Origin of the sequence: Nocardia acidivorans NBRC 108247 (assembly GCF_001625085.1) — a bacterium.
Classification (GTDB): Bacteria; Actinomycetota; Actinomycetes; order Mycobacteriales; family Mycobacteriaceae; genus Nocardia; species Nocardia acidivorans.
On record NZ_BDAW01000007.1, the window covers coordinates 36,456 to 54,767 of the forward strand.

At 67.2% G+C, this 18,312-nt stretch carries 16 protein-coding genes; 13 read left to right on the forward strand and 3 right to left on the reverse strand.

All coding sequences use genetic code 11. From position 1 onward, the window contains the following. Positions 1-114 precede the first annotated feature (114 nt). Complete coding sequence (locus NA10_RS02545; protein ID WP_084514234.1) at positions 115-558, reverse strand: MarR family winged helix-turn-helix transcriptional regulator; 444 nt, start codon at positions 556-558, stop codon at positions 115-117. A 74-nt stretch (positions 559-632) separates the two neighbouring features. Between NA10_RS02545 and NA10_RS02550 the strand changes: the two genes are divergently transcribed. Further along, a complete protein-coding gene (locus tag NA10_RS02550; protein WP_067562792.1) occupies positions 633-2,393 on the forward strand; it encodes an ABC transporter ATP-binding protein in 1,761 nt (586 codons plus the stop codon). 57 nt (positions 2,394-2,450) lie between these two features. On the opposite strand, the gene NA10_RS02555 is transcribed toward NA10_RS02550, so the two are convergent. Beyond that, positions 2,451-2,861, reverse strand: coding sequence for a hypothetical protein (locus NA10_RS02555; RefSeq protein WP_067562794.1), 411 nt, complete (start codon positions 2,859-2,861; stop codon positions 2,451-2,453). Between the two features lie 234 nt (positions 2,862-3,095). Here NA10_RS02555 and NA10_RS02560 point away from each other — a divergent pair, with 234 nt between their 5' ends. The 3 genes from NA10_RS02560 to NA10_RS02570 are packed head-to-tail and all read left to right on the forward strand — an operon-like array spanning position 3,096 to position 7,359. Continuing rightward, complete coding sequence (locus NA10_RS02560) at positions 3,096-4,607, forward strand: serine/threonine-protein kinase (RefSeq protein WP_067562797.1); 1,512 nt, start codon at positions 3,096-3,098, stop codon at positions 4,605-4,607. A gap of 4 nt (positions 4,608-4,611) precedes the next feature. Then, positions 4,612-5,847, forward strand: coding sequence for a DUF7373 family lipoprotein (locus NA10_RS02565; RefSeq protein WP_067562802.1), 1,236 nt, complete (start codon positions 4,612-4,614; stop codon positions 5,845-5,847). A gap of 3 nt (positions 5,848-5,850) precedes the next feature. Next, positions 5,851-7,359 carry a serine/threonine-protein kinase gene (locus NA10_RS02570; RefSeq protein ID WP_067562803.1) on the forward strand — a complete coding sequence of 503 codons (1,509 nt, stop codon included), beginning with the start codon at positions 5,851-5,853 and terminating at the stop codon, positions 7,357-7,359. 7 nt (positions 7,360-7,366) lie between these two features. On the opposite strand, the gene NA10_RS02575 is transcribed toward NA10_RS02570, so the two are convergent. Next, positions 7,367-8,818 (reverse strand): aminotransferase-like domain-containing protein, encoded by a 1,452-nt coding sequence (locus tag NA10_RS02575; protein WP_174562466.1) that lies wholly within the window; start codon positions 8,816-8,818, stop codon positions 7,367-7,369. Positions 8,819-8,940: 122 nt separating this feature from the next. On the opposite strand from NA10_RS02575, the gene NA10_RS02580 reads away from it, so the two are divergent. From NA10_RS02580 to NA10_RS02620, 9 genes are all read left to right on the forward strand, one after another. Beyond that, entirely contained in the window at positions 8,941-9,777 is an 837-nt protein-coding gene (locus NA10_RS02580) for a nitrilase-related carbon-nitrogen hydrolase (RefSeq protein WP_067562804.1), read from the forward strand. Beyond that, a complete protein-coding gene (hydA, locus tag NA10_RS02585) occupies positions 9,777-11,195 on the forward strand; it encodes a dihydropyrimidinase (RefSeq protein WP_067562806.1) in 1,419 nt (472 codons plus the stop codon). The genes NA10_RS02580 and hydA overlap by 1 nt, the downstream gene beginning before the upstream one ends. Before the next feature lie 19 nt (positions 11,196-11,214). Beyond that, positions 11,215-12,252, forward strand: coding sequence for a TIGR03842 family LLM class F420-dependent oxidoreductase (locus tag NA10_RS02590; protein WP_067562809.1), 1,038 nt, complete (start codon positions 11,215-11,217; stop codon positions 12,250-12,252). A gap of 82 nt (positions 12,253-12,334) precedes the next feature. Continuing rightward, entirely contained in the window at positions 12,335-13,297 is a 963-nt protein-coding gene (locus NA10_RS02595) for an ABC transporter permease (protein WP_084514236.1), read from the forward strand. Positions 13,298-13,344: 47 nt separating this feature from the next. Then, positions 13,345-14,145, forward strand: coding sequence for an ABC transporter ATP-binding protein (locus NA10_RS02600; RefSeq protein ID WP_245676981.1), 801 nt, complete (start codon positions 13,345-13,347; stop codon positions 14,143-14,145). After that, positions 14,142-14,915, forward strand: a complete 774-nt coding sequence (locus NA10_RS02605) for an ABC transporter permease (RefSeq protein ID WP_245676982.1) — start codon at positions 14,142-14,144, stop codon at positions 14,913-14,915. The genes NA10_RS02600 and NA10_RS02605 overlap by 4 nt, the downstream gene beginning before the upstream one ends. Beyond that, complete coding sequence (locus tag NA10_RS02610) at positions 14,912-16,054, forward strand: ABC transporter substrate-binding protein (protein ID WP_067562813.1); 1,143 nt, start codon at positions 14,912-14,914, stop codon at positions 16,052-16,054. The genes NA10_RS02605 and NA10_RS02610 overlap by 4 nt, the downstream gene beginning before the upstream one ends. 99 nt (positions 16,055-16,153) lie before the next feature. Further along, positions 16,154-16,789, forward strand: a complete 636-nt coding sequence (locus NA10_RS02615; protein ID WP_067562905.1) for a TetR/AcrR family transcriptional regulator — start codon at positions 16,154-16,156, stop codon at positions 16,787-16,789. Continuing rightward, positions 16,786-18,309, forward strand: a complete 1,524-nt coding sequence (locus tag NA10_RS02620; protein ID WP_067562815.1) for a glycosyltransferase family 39 protein — start codon at positions 16,786-16,788, stop codon at positions 18,307-18,309. Before NA10_RS02615 ends, NA10_RS02620 begins: the two co-directional genes overlap by 4 nt. The last annotated feature ends 3 nt before the right edge of the window (positions 18,310-18,312 follow it).

The window sequence follows — 18,312 nt, forward strand, 5'->3', positions numbered from 1 at the left end:
GGCAGGCCGCGCTTCCCTTGGAGGCGCGGCCTTTTCGTGTCCCGGCATCCGGCGTGCCGAACTGCCCCGTCATCCCGGCGTGCTTGTGGCCGGGAGCCACCCTTCTCGATGGATTCAGCCCTGTGCGGCCTCGTCGAGTTCGGCGAGGATCTCGCGCAGGGTTTCGCGGCGTTCGGGGGAGAGGTTGGCGAACAGGTCGCGCGCGGCCTGCACGCGCGCGTCAGCCATCCGGGCCAGCAGTGCGTGCCCCGCGTCGGTGAGGCTGACTAGAATGGCGCGGCGGTTGGCCGGGTCGGGGGCGCGGGCGAGCAATCCGGCGGATTCCAGGGCGTCCACGACGGTGGTGGCCGAGCGCGGCACGATGCCGAGGCGTTCGGCGAGATCGGACATGCGCAGTGGTTCGCCCGCCCGGGCCAGGGTCCGTAGGGCGCGGGCGCGCGCGGGGGTCAGGCCGAGCGGTTCGAGGTTGGCCATCTGGGCGTGCCGGATGCGTTTGGCGGTGCGTAGATACAGGTCGGGCAGGTCGCCATCGGTCGCCTTCTCCATATCGCTGAGCATAGCTCACTGTTGTATGGAATAATTGTGAGCCTAGCTCAGTTATTGGGAGCGATTCTCTGTGGAAGGAGGCGCCTATGGCTGCCCGATCCGAACTCCGCCGGATACTCCGGCTGTTCCATCCCTATCGTTCCCGGCTGGCCGTGGTGGGCGCGCTGGTCGGCCTGTCCTCGATCGTGGGACTGGCCTCGCCGTTCATGGTGCGCGGCGTCATCGACGACGCCCTGCCGCACGGACGGACCGGACTGTTGACGCTGCTGGCGGTCGGCATGATCGCGGTCGCCGCGCTCAGCGCCGTCTTCGGCGTCTTCCAGACCTACCTGTCGACCGCGGTCGGCCAGGAGGTCATGCATGATCTGCGCACCGCGGTCTACGCGCGGCTGCAATCCATGCCGCTCTCGTTCTTCACCGCGACCCGCACCGGTGAGGTGCAATCGCGCATCGCCAATGACATCGGCGGTATGCAGTCCACGGTCACCTCGACCGCGACCTCGCTGATCTCCAACTTCACCTCGGTGCTCGCGGCTGTCATCGCCATGTTCGCCCTCGATTGGCGACTGACCCTGGTCTCGCTGCTGATGCTGCCGTTCTTCGTCTGGATCTCGCGCCGGGTCGGTTCCGAGCGCCGCCGCATCACCGGGCAGCGCCAGAAGCAGCTCGCCGGCATGTCCGCGATCGTCGAGGAATCGCTCTCGGTGAGCGGAATCCTGTTGGGCCGCACCATGGGCCGCTCCCCGGCGCTGGTCGAGGATTTCTCGAAGGAGTCGCGCGGTCTGGTGGATCTGGAGATTCGCTCCAGTATGGCCGGGCGCTGGCGGCAGTCGACCATCACCATCGTCATGGCGGCCATGCCCGCGGTCGTCTACTGGGCGGCCGGATTGACCGTCGCCGCCGGGCATCCGCTGGTGTCCATCGGCACCCTGGTGGCGTTCACCACCTTGCAGGCCGGGCTGTTGCGGCCCGCGGTCATGCTGCTCTCGACCGGTGTCGAGGTGCAGAGTTCCATGGCCCTGTTCGGCCGGATCTTCGAATACCTGGATCTGCGACCGGATATCGCCGAACCCGAGCATCCGGTGGCCTTGCCCGCCAAGGGTGTCACCGGTGCGGTGCGCTTCGACAAGGTCGGCTTCGCCTACGATCGGGCGGATCGGAATGTGCTGCACGACATCGATATCAGCGTTCCGGCCGGGACCAGCCTGGCCATTGTCGGTGAAACCGGTTCGGGTAAAACGACTCTCGGTTACCTGACCGCGCGGCTCTACGATGCCAGTTCGGGCAGTGTCACCGTCGACGGAATCGATGTACGCGACTTGAGTTTCGCGGATCTGTCCGCCACCGTCGGCGTCGTCTCCCAGGAGACCTACCTGTTCCACGCCTCGGTGGCCGAGAACCTGCGCTTCGCCAAACCCGATGCGACGGACGAGGAACTGTACGCCGCCGCCCGCGCCGCCCAGATCCACGAGCACATCGCGTCGCTGCCCGACGGCTACGACACCAAGGTCGGCGAACGCGGCTACCGCTTCTCCGGCGGCGAGAAGCAGCGCCTGGCCGTGGCCCGGGCCATCCTGCGCAATCCGCCGATCCTGGTCCTGGACGAGGCCACCAGCGCCCTGGACACCCGCACCGAACGCGAGGTCCAAGCCGCCATCGACGCCCTGTCGCAAGGCCGCACCACCATCACCATCGCCCATCGCCTCTCGACCATCCGCAACGCCGATCAGATCGTCGTCCTGGACCGCGGCCGAGTCGTGGAACGCGGCACCCACGCGGAACTGCTGGCCCGCAACGGTTTCTACGCCGACCTGCTCGCCCGCGACGAGGTCCTCGCCGTGGCATGACCGGCGCGCGAAAGGGCGCGCTCCGAATCCGAAGCGCGCCCTCGTCGTATCCGCGAACTACCCGATACCCGGAATGAACCCCGGGAACACGTAATGGCTGGCCCCGCCGCCGGGCGCGGCGGATCCGGTGAACGACGGGAAGTTGAACGGCAACGCGACCAACTTATGCGGATTCCCCTCCGCATCGGCCTGCCAACATCCCGTGGAAACCCCGTGGAACCCGGTGCACACGATCCGAGTGCTGGTCCCATACGGCGAGGTCAGCCGCGGGCTGGTATCGAGCGGATTCCAGTACCCGAGATCCCCGGGCGTCAGAAAGTTCTTGGTCTCGGTCACATAGATCGGACTGTTCGGCTGCTGCTGCGGCCACTCATCGGCGGCGGCCACCCCGGTGGCAACGGCGAATGCGGTGCCGGTGACGGCGGCCACGGCGGCGAGGCGGGCAATACTCCGAGTCACTGTCTTCATAACCCCTCCATCGAACGTCGTGTGTCATACAGCGTCGCAGAGACCATCGAACAGCGAACATGCGGCTGTTACGTGAGTTCTGGCCCATTGTCCGAATTGTGTGGCCTGTGTCACCTCGACATGGTGGTTCACCGCGGCCCACGCCCGGCACCGGCACCTGTTATAGTCCGTCCGGAGTCCTTGCCGCACAACCGGTTCGAGGCAGGGATGGGGTTGGCTGCGGGAGGGGACCCGGTGGATATCGCTGCGGGTACCGCATTCGCGGGTTATCGGATCGAACGGGTGCTGGGCTCGGGCGGTATGGGGACCGTCTATCTCGTGCAGCACCCTCGACTACCCCGCTACGACGCGCTCAAGGTGCTGGCGGCGGAGCGGTCGGGTGGAGCGCTGTTCCGGTCGAGTTTTCTGCGCGAGGGGGAGATCGCGGCGCGGGTGCGGCATCCGAATCTGGTTGCGGTGCATGATCGGGGCGAGTACGGCGGGCGACTGTGGATCGCCATGCAGTATGTGGCGGGGGTGAATCTGGCCGAGGTCATCCGGCGTGGTCCGCTATCGCCCGAACGCATTGTGCATGTGCTCACCGAGGCCGCGCGGGGGCTAGATGAACTGCATCGCGCCGGACTGCTGCATCGGGATGTGAAGCCCGCCAATATCCTGATCGACGAGCAGCCCGGCCGGCCGGACCGGGTGCTGGTCACCGACTTCGGAATCGCGAGTGCGGCAGAGGAATCGGCGGTGATCGCGGCGGGCGGATTCACCGGCACGCTGGCGTACGCGGCGCCGGAGCAGCTCGATGACGAGCCATTCGATCATCGCGTCGACGTGTATGCCCTGGGCTGCACGCTCTTTCAGATGCTGACCGGATCGCTGCCGTTTCCCCGCGATACCCCTGGCTCACTCATCTACGCGCATATGCACGAGGATCCGCCACCACCCTCGTCGCTGAATCCCTCCCTGCCGAAGGGATTCGACCGCGTGATCGCCAAGGCGATGGCGAAGGAGCGGGAGGACAGATACTCGAACTGCGGTGAGCTCGCCGCCGCGGCGGCGACCGCACTCGCGGGCGCGATGGATGAGCCGACCGCGCCGAAGTCCGGCATCACTCCGCGCCTGCACGGCCCGGGGGTCAGGCGTCGCGTCAAAGTACTGGCGGCCCTGGCCATCTCGGTTGTCGCGGTGGGTGCGGGCGTCGCGGCGGTGCGGACCCTGTCGGGCGATTCCGCACCTGGCGTGCCGGTGTCGAACCGCCCGGTCACCGGCACCATCGATCCCGCCTATTGGTCGGGTTACGCCTATATGGCGCAGACGTTCCCGGAATTGCTGCCGCCGACGCCGTACGGCAGCGGCTACCAGGAACTGACCGGGTGCATCCCGATCATCGGTGGCGATGACAAATCCTGGACCACCCCGGTCGCGGAGGGGCAGCTGTACTGCCTCGGCAATTCGGACCCGGTCTACTCGGTCTTCGTCAGCTGTAATGCCGATCGGTCGCCCATCTCACCGGACTTCGGCATCGCACGCGCCGAGGGTGACGAGCGCTGGAGTCGTGCTTCGGGTTCGGGTCATCTGTTCTGGGGCACCGGTCGGCTGCGCGGTTCCAACACCATTCTCGACGATCAGAGCGTCGGGGTGCTGGATGTGTACTTCGATGAGCCCAGCCGCAATTTCTGTCGGCTCGCTGTATATGGGAATACCGCCAGCGGCGCTGAACTCCGTGCGGGCTGGTGGCCGAATGCGCCTATCTGACATAATGTTTCGTTCCGCGCGCCGGTATGTGATCGCGCTGTGCGCGGTGGCGATCGCGAGCGGCTGCACGATCGCGGGCACGCCGATCGGCCAGTACCCCGATCCGTCGTCGATGGATGTGGGCGCGTTCGCGATCCATCGCCTGGAGGAACCGCCGGGCAATGAGGAATACGGCCGGGTGGTCGAATCCACCCGAATGGTCGAGGCGCTGATCGATCCCGTCGAAGCCGATCCGACCCTGGTGAATCCGCTGAGCCCCAATGGCGTTCATCTGCTGCCGACCCCGGCGAAAGCTACCCTGCTGCTGGCCGCACCCGTGCGCGCGGTGCTGCAACGCGAGGGGATGCTCGCGGGCGCGGCGGTCGGAGGCACCGAGACCCGGGCCGGCTCCAGTCCGGAGGTCGGGGCGGCACGGGTGCTGTCGCTCTTGCTGCTGCGCTTCCCGGATCCGGACGCGGCCCAGCGCGCGGCCCGGGACATCGACGCCGTCGACGCGGCGATGAGCTCGGACAATGCCGCCCTGCCGATCCCGGGATATCCTGCCGCGCACGCACATTGGCGTCCCGGCGTACCGACGGCGGCGGCCACGATGGCCGACGGCGTCTTCGTGATCAGTCTCTATGTCGGCGAGACCATCTCGGAACCGGCGGCACTGACCGATCTGGCGGGTAAGGGGTTCGCCGCGCAACTGCCCAGACTGCGGGATTTCGCGGTCACCCCGCGTGACCAGCTGCCCCATCTGCCACTGGATCGCGAGGGAATGCTGGCGCGCATCGTGCCGGAGGCTCCCGGCCACTGGCCGTATCCGGTCGTGGTGGTCAACACCCCGCAGCGCGCGGCTAGCTGGTCCGAGGTGATCCGCGGCGAGGGCGTGGTGTACGGCCCGCGCGGCGCACGCCTGTGGAACAACCACGCGCAGACCGACTCCGGGATCGAGTTGCAGGCGGTGAACGGCCTGACCTCCCTCATGCGGTACTCGTCCGCCACCGCCGCGCGCGCCGCGTACGACCGGACGGTGCGCGATTATCTGACCTCGGGGCTGCGGGAGGTGCCCGGTCCGACCGGCCTGCCGGATATCTTCTGCGCGGAGGACAGTGCGCGCGGCGGGAAGAAATGGCTGCTGCGATACGGCTGCCGACTGCTGTACGGGCGCTATCAGGCCATGCTGGTGGGCCCCGATATCGCCGCCATGCGGCAGCGTCTCACCGCCCAATACGGCCTGCTCGTGACCGGCGACTGAGCGATGGCCGCACTACCGGTCCCGGGCGAGATCTTCGCCGGATACCGCATCGAGCGCGTACTCGGCAGGGGTGAACGCGGCCGGGTGTACCTCGCCGCTCACCCCCGTCTGCCGCGCCGTGATGTGCTGAAGGTGCTGCCGCCCAGTGAGGATTTCGAGTTCACCGCCCGGTTCGCGCGTGAAGCGGAACTGGTCGCCGGGCTGGAGCATCCGAATATCGTGCGGGTGTACGACCGCGGTGTGGAACGCGGATGTCTGTGGCTCGCCATGGGATTCATCGACGGCGTCGACGCCGCCGAGCTGATCCGACGCAATCCCGAAGGCGTGCCGCCCGCGCAGGCGGTCCGTATCATCACCGAGGTGGCCCGCGGTCTCGATGCGGCCCATCACAACGGGCTGTTGCACCGGGATGTGAAACCCGCCAATATTCTGCTCGAAACCCGCTCCGGGGAAACGGATCTGGCGTACATCTCGGATTTCGGGGTGGCCCGATCCATGGCCGAGAGCGAGGCGCTGACCGAAGCGGGCGCGGTGCTCGCGACCCTGGACTATGCCGCACCGGAGTTGCTGGCGGGCGAGACCGTCGACGAGCGCGTCGATGTGTACGCGCTCGGGTGCACCATATTCGAACTGCTCACCGGCACCGTGCCTTTCCCGGCATGCAGTCCGGCCGCGCAGATCCGGGCGCAGCTGAACGCGCCGCCACCGCGCGCCTCGGAACGTAATCCCCAGCTGCCCAGGGCGATCGACGCGGTCATCGCCCGTGCCCTGGCGAAAAGCCCACAGCGCCGCTATCCCTCCGCCGGTGCGCTGGCGCGGGCCGCTGCGACGGCACTGGATCCCGCGGCGCTGCGGCGGACCCGGCGGCGTGGACGACTGCTCGCCGCCCTCGCTGCCGCCGCGGTCATCGCGGTGTTCGTCACCGGTGCGCTCGCGTGGCAGCGGGATTGGTTCGCGCATTCGCCGTCGGCACTGTCCACGACCCTGACGACCGGCAGCGCGACTCCGGTCGCCACGACGGACGGCACCAGGTCGTGGGGCTCCTACGAGTTTGTGGTGCGGGCCTTCGCCACACTGCTGCCGCCCACCCCGCTCGCCAGCGGTTATCAGGCCCTGCGGTGCGTTCCGGTTAATGCCCATCGGGGTGATGTCAAGATCACCGCTCCGCTCGGGGAGGTCGCGAGTATGCGTTGCAATGGCAATGGCACTCCGCTGGTGTGGTTGTTCGTGGACTGCAATGTGGATCGCACGCCCAGGAGCCTCGACGTGGCGGGCGAGGAATCGATTCAGGGCGATCGGCTGTGGAGCCGAACCTCCGGGAGTGGGCGGCTGGTGTGGGGGACCGGTATCGCGGTCGAGACCGGCCGGGGTGAGGATGCCGACGGCATGCCGACCGGCAAGTTGCACATCGCCTTCGACGATGCCGCGCGCAGCTTCTGCACCCTCGATGCCTGGGGCGGGGCCACCGGCCAGGATCTGGTCGACACCTGGTGGCCGACGGCGCCGCTGTGAGGGGCCGCTATACCCGCCGGATGCGCCGATAGGTCGGTGCCGCAGCGGCGGCCAGGACCAAATGGGCTGCGAGGGAGTCGATTTCGGTGCTGCGCGGGGTGGCGATGGTCAGGCGCAGGTGGTCGGTGTGCGGATGATCGGTGACTTCGAACGGACCGCCGGGGGCGGCTTTGATACCGGCCGCCGCCAGGGAGATCATGGCGGCGTTCTCATCGGCGACCGGGAGCCAGAGATTGATGCCGTCGCCGCGGGCCACGGGGATGTGCTGGCGGTGCAGGGCTTCGCGCAGCGCGTTGGCTCGGCCGCGGTAGGTGGTGCGGGCGGTGGCCACGGTGTGCCGGGCGGTGTCGTCGGTGAGCATATGCAGCAGTACCCGTTGCAGCAGGCGGCTGGTCCAGCCCGGGCCGAGCATGCGGCGTTCGATGACCGGATCGAGGAAGCGGGCCGGGCCGCCGACGACCGCCAGACGCAGGTCGGCGCCATGCGATTTCGAGTACGAACGGATATGCACGGTGCGGTCGGGTAGGCGGCTGCCCAGCGAACGCGCCGGCGTGTGGGCGATGCCGTCGGAATGGTCGTCCTCGATGATCAGCAGGGCTGAATCGGCCAGGGCGTCGGTCAGTTCGCGCACCCTGGCGAGGGAAAGGGAAGCGCCGGTGGGGTTTTGGGCGCGGGGTTGGAGTAGGAGGGCGGTGGGGGAATGGCGGTGGAGGGCGGCGGTGAGGTCGGTGGGGAGGGGGCCGGATTCGTCCAGGGCCACGGGGATGGGGCGGGCGCCTATGCGGCAGAGCAGGTCGAGGAAGGGTGGGAAGCAGGGGTTTTCGACGAGGACGGCGTCGCCGAGGCGGATATGGGCGGCGAGGAGGCGGTCTACGGCGTCGAGGGCGCCGTCCAGGACGGTGAAGCGTTCGGCGCGCATGGGCCAGTCGGCTCGGACGGTGGCCTCGAGTTCGGGCAGGACCGGTTCGCCGAGGTAGGTGGCGGAGAGGTCGTCTATGGCGTTGTCGCCGCCGAGGGCGCGCAGGGCGGCGGTGAGGTCGGGCAGCAGAGCCGGATCGGGGACGCCTCGGGAGAGGTCTATGCGGAAGTTGTTGTCGGACTGGGAATGCAGTCGCTGGTAGCGGCCGGCGGCGGTGATGGGGGGTGGTTGCGGGGGTGTGCCCACGAAAGTTCCGGCGCGGCCGCGGGCGACGATGGCGCCGGCGGCGGCCAGGGCGCGCCAGGCCTGGTTGACCGTGGCGGGGGAGACCTTGAGGACGCGGGAGACCTCGCGGACGGTGGGCAGTCGGGTGCCGGGTGGGAGGGCGCCGGAGCGGATGCGGCGGCTGACGGCGGCGGCTATGCCCGCGGCGGTGCGGTCGTGGACCCCTGACAGGAAGTCGGCGGCGTCGGGACCGGCCGGGACCGCCGTGGCGCTGGGAGCGCTGTCGGGGACGACCGGGCCGAGTTCCGTTGTCACGCTTTCATTCTGCGATGGCGCATGCGTCGGGAACGGTGTCGTCCCCAGGATTTACGGTCACGAAACTGTTTCCGTCAACTTGTAACACAACGAAATTCGTTTCAGGTGCAGTATCACAAAGTATGGCAATCGTTCGAGCTGCGCTGGTCCAGACGAACTGGACCGGCGACAAAGAGTCCATGATCAAGGCGCATGAGGATTATGCGCGGCAGGCCGCCGCGGCCGGGGCGAAGGTGATCTGCTTTCAGGAGCTGTTCTACGGGCCGTATTTCTGCCAGGTCCAGGACGCCAAGTACTACGAATACGCCGAATCCGTACCCGGACCCACCGTGGACCGGTTCGCCGCGCTGGCACGCGAACTGGGCATGGTGATGGTGCTGCCGGTATACGAGCAGGAGCAGTCCGGGCTGCTGTACAACACCGCCGCGGTGATCGACGCGGACGGCAGCTACCTCGGTAAGTACCGCAAACATCACATTCCGCAGGTCAAGGGTTTCTGGGAGAAGTTCTACTTCCGGCCCGGCAACTCCGGCTGGCCGGTGTTCGACACCGCAGTCGGCAAGGTCGGGGTCTATATCTGTTACGACCGGCATTTCCCGGAGGGCTGGCGCGCGCTGGGCCTGGCCGGCGCGGAGATCGTGTTCAATCCCTCCGCGACCTCGCGCGGCCTGTCGAGTTATCTGTGGAAGCTGGAACAGCCCGCCGCCGCGGTCGCCAACGAGTACTACATCGGCGCGATCAACCGGGTCGGCATCGAGGAACTCGGCGATGACGATTTCTACGGGACCAGCTACTTCGTCGACCCCGAGGGCAAATTCGTCGGTGCGGTCGCCTCGGACACCAGCCCGGAGCTGGTGGTGCGCGATCTCGATATGGATCTGATCAAGGTGGTGCGCGATCGCTGGGCCTTCTATCGCGACCGCCGCCCGGACGCCTACGGACCGCTGGTGAACCCCTGATGCGCACCTTCATTCACGGCGGAACGGTGGTGTCGCCCACCGGATCCCAATTGCTCGACGTGCTCATCGACGGGGAAACCATTGCGGCGGTGGTGCAACCGGGCAGTACCGCGCTCGGTGCGGATCTGGCCGCGGCCGCCGATACGGTCATCGACGCCACCGGCAAGTATGTGATTCCCGGCGGCGTGGACGCGCACACCCATATGCAGATGCCGTTCGGCGGCACCGAAGCTTCGGACACCTTCGAGACCGGAACCCGGGCGGCGGCCTGGGGCGGCACCACCACGATCGTCGATTTCGCCATTCAGAAACCCGGTGAGCACGTACAGGATTCGCTCGCACAGTGGCATCAGAAGGCATCGGGCAAATGCGCGATCGACTACGGCTTCCATCAGATCATCGGTGACGTCAATGCCGAATCGCTCAAGGGCATGGCGGAATTGGTCTCCGAGGGTGTCACCAGCTTCAAGCTGTTCATGGCGTACCCGGGTGTCTTCTACTCCGACGACGGGCAGATCCTGCGCGCCATGCAGACCGCCGGTGACCTGGGCGCGGTGCTGATGATGCACGCGGAGAACGGAATCGCCATCGACGTACTCGTCGAGCAGGCGGTCCAGCGCGGTGACACCGCACCGTATTTCCACGGCACGAGCAGACCCTGGCAGCTCGAGGAAGAGGCCACCCATCGCGCCATCATGCTGGCGAATGTCACGGGCGCACCGCTGTACGTCGTGCACGTGTCGGCGAAACAGGCCCTGGAACAGATCGCCACCGCACGCGGTCGGGGCCAGAACGTCTTCGGTGAGACCTGCCCGCAGTACCTGTACCTGTCTCTCGAAGAACAGTTGGGCGCACCGGGTTTCGAGGGCGCGAAATGGGTGTGCTCGACCCCGCTGCGCTCGCGCGAGGAGGGTCATCAGGACGAGCTGTGGCGGTACATCCGCACCGGTGATGTCGCCAATGTCGCCACCGACCACTGCCCCTTCTGCATGAAGGGCCAAAAGGAGCTCGGGCTGGGCGATTTCAGCAAGATCCCCAATGGCATCGGCGGCATCGAACATCGGATGGACCTGATGTTCCAGGGCGTCAAGGACGGCCGCATCTCCCTGGAGAAGTGGGTCGAGATCTGCTGCACCACCCCCGCGCGCATGTTCGGCATGTACCCGCGCAAAGGCATCATCGGCCCCGGCGCGGACGCGGACGTGGTCATCTACGACCCGAACGGGCACACCAGCATCGGGCTCGGCAAGACGCACCACATGAATATGGATTACTCCGCCTACGAGGGCTTCGAGATCGACGGGCACGTGGACACCGTGCTCTCGCGTGGCCGGGTGATCATCGACGGTCGCGAGTACCGGGGCAGCACCGGGCACGGCCGATTCGTCAAACGCGCACTGTCACAGAACCTCATCTGATTCGAACGGAGAGTTCCGCATGGATATCGGTGTGGTCCTGCAATGCACGCCGCCCGCCTCGCGGGTCGTAGAACTGGCGAGAGTGGCTGAGACGCATGGCTTCTCACACGTGTGGACCTTCGACTCGCATCTGCTGTGGCAGGAGCCGTACGTTATCTACAGCCAAATCCTGGCCGTCACCCGCAAAGTCGTGGTCGGGCCCATGGTGACCAATCCGGCCACCCGGGATTGGACGGTCACCGCCTCGACCTTCGCCACGCTCAACGAGATGTACGGCAATCGCACGATCTGCGGTATCGGACGCGGTGATTCGGCGGTGCGCACCCTCGGCGGGAAGCCCTCGAACCTGGCGACCCTGCGCGAATCCATCGGCGTCATCCGCGAACTCGGCAACGGTCGCGCGGCCACCATCGGCGACACCACGGTGCGATTGCCATGGGCGGGCGATTCCCGACTGCCGGTCTGGGTGGCCGGATATGGCCCGCGCGCACTGGATCTCACCGGTGAGGTGGCGGACGGCTTCATTCTCCAACTCGCCGATCCCGATATCACCGCCTGGACCATCGCCCGCGTGCGCACCGCCGCCGAACGCGCCGGGCGGGATCCCGGCGAGGTGACCATCTGCGTGGCGGCCCCCGCATACATCACCGACGGCAGCGAAGCGGGACTGAAACACGCCCGGGAACAATGCCGTTGGTTCGGCGGCATGGTCGGCAACCACGTCGCCGATATCGTCGCCAAATACGGTGCCGACAGCGAGGTTCCGGCCGCGCTCACCGAATACATCGCGGGTCGAGAAGGTTACGACTACAACGAACACGGCCGCGCCGGAAATACGCACGCGGAGTTCGTCCCCGACGCGATCGTGGACCGCTTCTGCGTACTCGGCACGGCCGATGAACATCTGGCCCGGCTGCGCGAGCTCGAAGCGCTCGGCGTGGACCAGTTCGCCGTCTACCTGCAACACGACGCCAAGACCTCGACGCTCGAGGCGTATGGCGAATCGGTCCTGCCGCGCCTGGCGCATCCGGTCACCGCCACGGCGAGCGCAATATGAAAACCGATGTGGCGGAACGAGATTCGCCGCCCGCGCGCATCCGGACGGCGCGTGGGCCGCTGTTCGAAACGAGAGATCGACTATGACGGATTCGACGACAGCCGCGGCCACCGGGCTCGTACCCGAACCCGCGGTGGTGCTGCGCCCGCTCCGGGTGACGTCCCCGTCCGGGCGTGGATCGATGGTGCGCGGACTCGGCTACCCGATCGCCGCGTTCGGATTGCTGCTCGCGGCATGGGAATTGGTGAAGGTGCTGGTGCCCGCCAACGGCATCAGTATCGGAGATCAGCGCATCCTGCCGCGCACCACCGATGGCGCGCTGCCGCACGTCTGGGCGGTGGTGACCGTGCTGGGGGAGAAGGACGGCAAACGCACCGTCGGCGCGACGCTTCTTCATACGGCCGGATTCACGCTCGGGCTGGCGCTGTCGGCGCTGATACTCGGGACCGTCGTCGGGGTGGCCCTGGCCGTACTCATGCAGCGGTTCTCCTTCGTGGAACGCGGCCTGCTGCCGTATGTGATCGTTTCCCAGACGGTGCCGTTGATCGCCCTGGCTCCGCTGGTGGCGGGCTGGGGCGGCAAGATCCACATCGGCGGCAGGCCGTGGGAACCCTGGATGAGCATTGTGGTGATCGCCGCCTACCTGGTGTTCTTCCCGGTCGCCATCGGCATGCTGCGCGGATTGCAGTCGCCCGCAAAGGCTTCGGTGGAACTGCTGCACAGCTGCGGGGCCGGATGGTGGCGCACGCTGGTGCATCTGCGCCTGCCGGCCGCGGTCCCGCACCTGCTGCCCGCACTGCGGCTCGGCGCGGCCGCCGCGGTGATCGGCGTGGTGGTGGCCGAGATCTCCACCGGAACGGCGGGCGGGATCGGCCGCCAGATCATCGTCTTCTCCCAGCAGTCCACCGGTAATGCGGCCCGGCTGTATGCGGCGGTATCGGCGGCGGCGCTGCTCGGGGTGGTGCTCACCGCGCTGGTTGGCCTGGCCGAGTTCACCCTGCGCCGTTACAGCAGACCCGGTCATTCGTCAGGAGGTTCCCGTTGACCGTCGAGACATCCCTATCCGAAGAACCTTCGGCCACAGCGGAATCCGTGCCCGCCGTAGAACTGAGCGAGGTCGGCAAGATTTTCACCGCCGGATCGGTCACCGCACTCGAGCAGGTGAGCCTGACCGTCGCCGCGGGCGAATTCGTTTCCCTCATCGGGCCGTCCGGATGCGGGAAATCCACCCTGCTGCGCATCGTCGCCGATCTGGAGCAGCCCACCTCGGGAACCGTTGTGGTGCACGGCAAGTCCGCGCGCCGGGCGCGGCTCGATCAGGAGTACGGCATCGCGTTCCAGCAGGCCGGACTGCTGGATTGGCGCACCGTGCAGGAGAATGTGGAACTGCCGCTCCAGCTGCACGGCATCGGGAAGCGCGAACGGCGCGCCCGCAGCGCCGAACTCCTGGAAATCACCGGCCTCACCGACTTCGCGCGACGCTATCCGGGCGAACTCTCCGGCGGTATGCAGCAGCGCGTGGCCATCGCTCGCGCGCTGGCCCGCAAACCACCGCTGCTGCTGATGGACGAACCCTTCGGCGCACTGGACGAGATGACCCGCGAGCGTATGCAGGGCGAACTCCTGCGCATCGCCGAAGAGACCGGGGCCGCGGTCATTTTCGTGACGCACTCGATTCCCGAGGCCGTCTTCCTCTCCGATCGTGTGGTCGTGATGACGCCGCGACCGGGCCGGATCACCGCGGTGCTGGACACCGGCGGCTGGGACCGGCACGCCGATACCGATGTGCGCGCCAGTGATGCGTTCTTCGCCTCCGTCGCAGCGGTCCGTGCGGCGCTGCACGAGGGACACCGCACCGCGCCGAATGACACCGCGGGACGGGATATCCGGTGATCCGACTGCTCAAAGCCGGGCTTCCGCCGGTGCTCTTCGGTGTGATCATGCTCGTGCTGTGGCAGGTGCTGACCGTCGCCGGGGGCGTGCCGTCCTTCCTCCTGCCCGCACCGTCCGCCATTGCCGATGCCTTTTCCAGCAATGTCGATTCGATCGGCAAGGCCGCCATGGCGACCGGGACGAACGCCCTCATCGGGTTGGTCGTCGGGTCCTTCCTCGGGATCGCCGCGGCCATGCTCGCCGTCCGGTTCGAGGTGGTGGGCGGCCTGCTCGGCGCGCTGGCGGCCGGTGCGGCCGCCATTCCGATCGTCGCGCTCGCGCCCCTGCTGAACTCCATGTACTCCACCACCACGGACCTGCCCCGCCGCCTGGTCGCCGCCATTGTGGTCTTCTTCCCCGTATTCGTCAGCACCGCAAGGGGTTTGCGTCAGGTCCCGCGCGTCCAGGACGACCTGATGACCGCGTACGCCGCCACCGGCTGGCAGATCACCCGCACCGTGCGCCTGCCCGCGGCGCTCCCGCACCTGTTCACCGGCCTGCGCATCGCCGCACCGGGCGCGGTGATCGCCGCCATCATCGCCGAATACTTCGGCGGTCTACAGCACGGCCTCGGCAGCCGCATCACCTCCGCCGCGGCCAATACCGCCTATCCACGCGCCTGGGCCTATGTCGTCGCCGCCATGCTCCTGGGCCTGATCTTCCTGGCCGCCGTCCTGCTGCTGGAACAGCTCACCCGCCGACCCCGCACCACCCTCTGGAGATCCACATGAGAAGTACCGCAAAGAAATACCGCCTCCGGGCCTGTCTGGCCGTCGCGGCGCTGGGCCTGGCGGCGCTGACGGCATGCGGCACCACCGACAGCAGCACCACCTCCGATGGCCTCACCAAGGTGAAGTTGCAGTTGCAGTGGTTCAAACAGGGCCAGTTCGCCGGCTACCTGGCCGCCGTCGACCAGGGCTTCTACAAGGAGCAGGGCCTGGACGTCGAAATCCTCGACGGCGGAACCGATATCGTGCCGCAGACCGTACTGGCACAGGGGCAGGCCGACTACGCCATCGCCTGGGTGCCCAAGGCGCTCGCCTCCCGCGAGGCCGGGGCGGGCATCACCGATGTGGCCCAGATCTTCCAGCGCTCGGGCACCAAACAGGTGTCGTTCAAGACCGCGGGCATCAGCGGCCCGGGTGATCTGCGCGGTAAGAAGGTCGGAAACTGGGGCTACGGCAATGAATTCGAACTCTTCGCCGGAATGACCAAGGCGGGCATCGACCCGGCCAAGGACGTCAAACTGGTGCAGCAGCAGTTCGATATGAACGCCTTCCTCGCACACGATATCGATGCCGCACAGGCCATGTCGTACAACGAATACGCGCAACTGCTCGAGGTGAAGAACCCGGCCACCGGAAAGCTGTACACCGCGGACGATTTCACCGCGATCGACTGGAACGACCAGGGCGTGGCCATGCTGCAGGACGCCATCTGGGCCAATACCGAGAAGTTGAAGGACACCAAGTACGCCGATCAGACGGTGAAGTTCATCGCCGCCTCGCTCGAGGGCTGGGCGTTCTGCCGCGACAATGTCGACAAATGCCGCGATATCACCGTGGCGGCGGGCTCGACGCTCGGCGCGAGCCATCAGCAGTGGCAGATCAGCGAGATCAACAAACTCATCTGGCCCTCGCCCAACGGTGTGGGGCTGATGGACAAGACCGCGTGGGATCGCACCGTCACCATCGCCAAGTCCACCAAGAATCAGGAGGGCGCGACCGTGCTCACCAAGGATCCGGACAAGGACGCGTACACCACCGAATACGCCACCAAGGCCCTGGATCTGCTCAAATCGCAGGGGCTCGATGTCACCGGCTCCGGCTACACCGCGCAGCCGGTGACCCTCACCGAGGGCGGCAAATAGCCTTCCCACCAGCTGTAACAGTGCCCGCTATGCCTCGCGTAGCGGGCACCCCTGTTTTCGGGGCTTCCACCCCCTGTCCGCCTGGCATAAAATTTGGCCGTGCGGTCAGAAAATGAGCCAGACGGTCAGCCGAGATCGTTCATCGAGGAGGCGCGACGGCGGCAGATCATCGCCGCGGCCGTCGAGGTGATCTCCGATATCGGTTACGGCAATGCCTCCCTGGCACGGATCGCCAAGCACGCCGGAATCTCCAAGGGCGTCATCTCCTACCACTTCGACGGCAAGGACGACCTGATGCGACAGCTGGTCATCCAGCTGTACGTATCCGGGGCGGAGTACATGACTCCGGTCATCACCGCGGCAGCGGGCGGCTGGCGCGGCAGGGTGCTGGCCTATATCGAATCCAATCTGGACTTCATCGACGCCAATAAGCGCTATGTGGCCGCCATGACCGATGTGGTGCTCAATCTGCGTGACGCCGAAGGGAAGTCGGTCTTCGCTACCGCGGAGGGCGCGGACGAGATCCTCGTCCCGCTCGCCGACATGCTGCGAGCAGGGCAGCGCGAAGGCGTCTTCGGTGAATTCGACGCCCTGCTCATGGCCAAATCCATCCGTGATGCCATCGACGGCATCGCCGGAAGGGCCATCAGCGAACCGGATTTCGACGTGCGTCGCTACTCGGCACATGTGTGCCGCATCTTCGATTTGGCAACGGGTAAGCAGGGGGACAAATGACAAGAACACTCGATACCGCGGCCGTGCGCGCGGAATCACCGCGCGAGGTGCCGCCGTTCGCGCTCGGCTGGGTGCTGGGCATCGCGGCGGTGGGTGCGCTCGCGCTGGTGGCCACGCTCGGCCAATACGGATTCTTCGGCGACGAACTGTATTTCGTCTCGGCGGGGCACCGGCTCGCGGCGAGCTATGCCGATCAGGGGCCGCTGGTGCCCGCCATCGCCCGGTTGATGGATCTGCTCGCACCGGGATCGATGGTGGCGCTGCGCCTTCCGTCGGTCGTGCTGACGGTGGCGGCCATGGTGGTCAGCGCGCTCATCGCACGGGAGTTCGGCGGTTCGCGCACCGCGCAGGCGCTCACCGTCATCGCCTACGCGACCTCGCCGTTCCTGCTCGTGCAGGGAACGCAGTTGTCCACCAACGCGATCGACACCGCGCTGTGGGTGCTGATCAGCTGGCTGGTCATTCGCTGGGTGCGCACCCGCCAGGACTCGCTGCTGATGTGGGCGGCCGTGGTGACCGCGCTCGATCTGCAGGTGAAGTGGCTGGTGCCGTTCCTGTGGGTGGCCATCGCCGTGGGCGTGCTCTGCTATGGACCGCGTGAGCTGCTGCTGCGGCCCGCGCTATGGGCCGGTGCCGCAGGCGTTTTCGTCACCATGATCCCCAGCCTGATCTGGCAGGCCCGGCACGGCTGGCCACAACTGGGAATGGGCGCGCAGGTGGCCGCGGAACAGGACAGCATCGGCGGGCGGCTCATGTTCGTGCCGATGGCACTGGCCTCGGCGGGGGTGATCGGTGCGATCCTGCTGCTGGGCGGCATCCTGGCACTGCTGAGCATGCCGGAGCTACGGCCCTATCGCTTCCTCGGATTGGTCCCCGTGGTGCTGACCCTCGCGTTCGTCATCACCGATGGGCGAGCGTATTACGCGGTCGGATGCTATGGCGCGGTCATGGCGGCCGGAGCGGTATTCGCCACCCGCAAGGCACAGGGCTGGCGGCGCTGGGTGGGCGGTGTGCTCGTGCTGGCGTCGGTCGCACTGGTGGCCGTGACCCTGCCGCTACAGCCGGAGTCCGCGGTGCGACCCGCCGCCTCCGAGAGCGCCGCCTGGCAGCAGCTCAGCGTGTACGGGCGCTTCGGCTGGGAAGAGCTGGCCCAGGCCACCGAGCAGGCGTATCTGGCGCTGCCCGAGGCCGAGCGCGCGAACGCCGTGGTGATTGCCGATTCCTATTGGCAGGCAAGCGCATTGGATCTGGATCGGACCGGGCACGGCCTGCCCCGGATCTACAGCCCGAACCGCGGCTTCGGCTACTTCGGCACGCCGCCGGACTCGGCCACCACCGTCATCTGGGTCGGCGGTGACGGCAGCGAACCCCGCGACTACTGCGCCGAGGTCACCGCCGTGGGCAGAGCCGATGCGCGCCTGGGCATTCCGGGCGTCACCCGGGACATCACGCTGTGGCGCTGTGACCACCCGCGCGCACCGTGGTCGCGCGAGTGGCCGGATATGTTGCGACTGGGGTGAATT

Excerpts from the sequence above, each read along its gene's own strand:
- hydA (WP_067562806.1), top strand. The coding sequence starts at position 9,777 with ATGCGCACCTTCATTCACGGCGGAACGGTGGTGTCGCCCACCGGATCC.
- NA10_RS02595 (WP_084514236.1), top strand. The coding sequence starts at position 12,335 with ATGACGGATTCGACGACAGCCGCGGCCACCGGGCTCGTACCCGAACCC.
- NA10_RS02545 (WP_084514234.1), bottom strand. The coding sequence starts at position 558 with ATGCTCAGCGATATGGAGAAGGCGACCGATGGCGACCTGCCCGACCTG.
- NA10_RS02620 (WP_067562815.1), top strand. The coding sequence starts at position 16,786 with ATGACAAGAACACTCGATACCGCGGCCGTGCGCGCGGAATCACCGCGC.
- NA10_RS02590 (WP_067562809.1), top strand. The coding sequence starts at position 11,215 with ATGGATATCGGTGTGGTCCTGCAATGCACGCCGCCCGCCTCGCGGGTC.
- NA10_RS02580 (WP_067562804.1), top strand. The coding sequence starts at position 8,941 with ATGGCAATCGTTCGAGCTGCGCTGGTCCAGACGAACTGGACCGGCGAC.
- NA10_RS02570 (WP_067562803.1), top strand. The coding sequence starts at position 5,851 with ATGGCCGCACTACCGGTCCCGGGCGAGATCTTCGCCGGATACCGCATC.
- NA10_RS02550 (WP_067562792.1), top strand. The coding sequence starts at position 633 with ATGGCTGCCCGATCCGAACTCCGCCGGATACTCCGGCTGTTCCATCCC.
- NA10_RS02565 (WP_067562802.1), top strand. The coding sequence starts at position 4,612 with ATGTTTCGTTCCGCGCGCCGGTATGTGATCGCGCTGTGCGCGGTGGCG.
- NA10_RS02610 (WP_067562813.1), top strand. The coding sequence starts at position 14,912 with ATGAGAAGTACCGCAAAGAAATACCGCCTCCGGGCCTGTCTGGCCGTC.
- NA10_RS02555 (WP_067562794.1), bottom strand. The coding sequence starts at position 2,861 with ATGAAGACAGTGACTCGGAGTATTGCCCGCCTCGCCGCCGTGGCCGCC.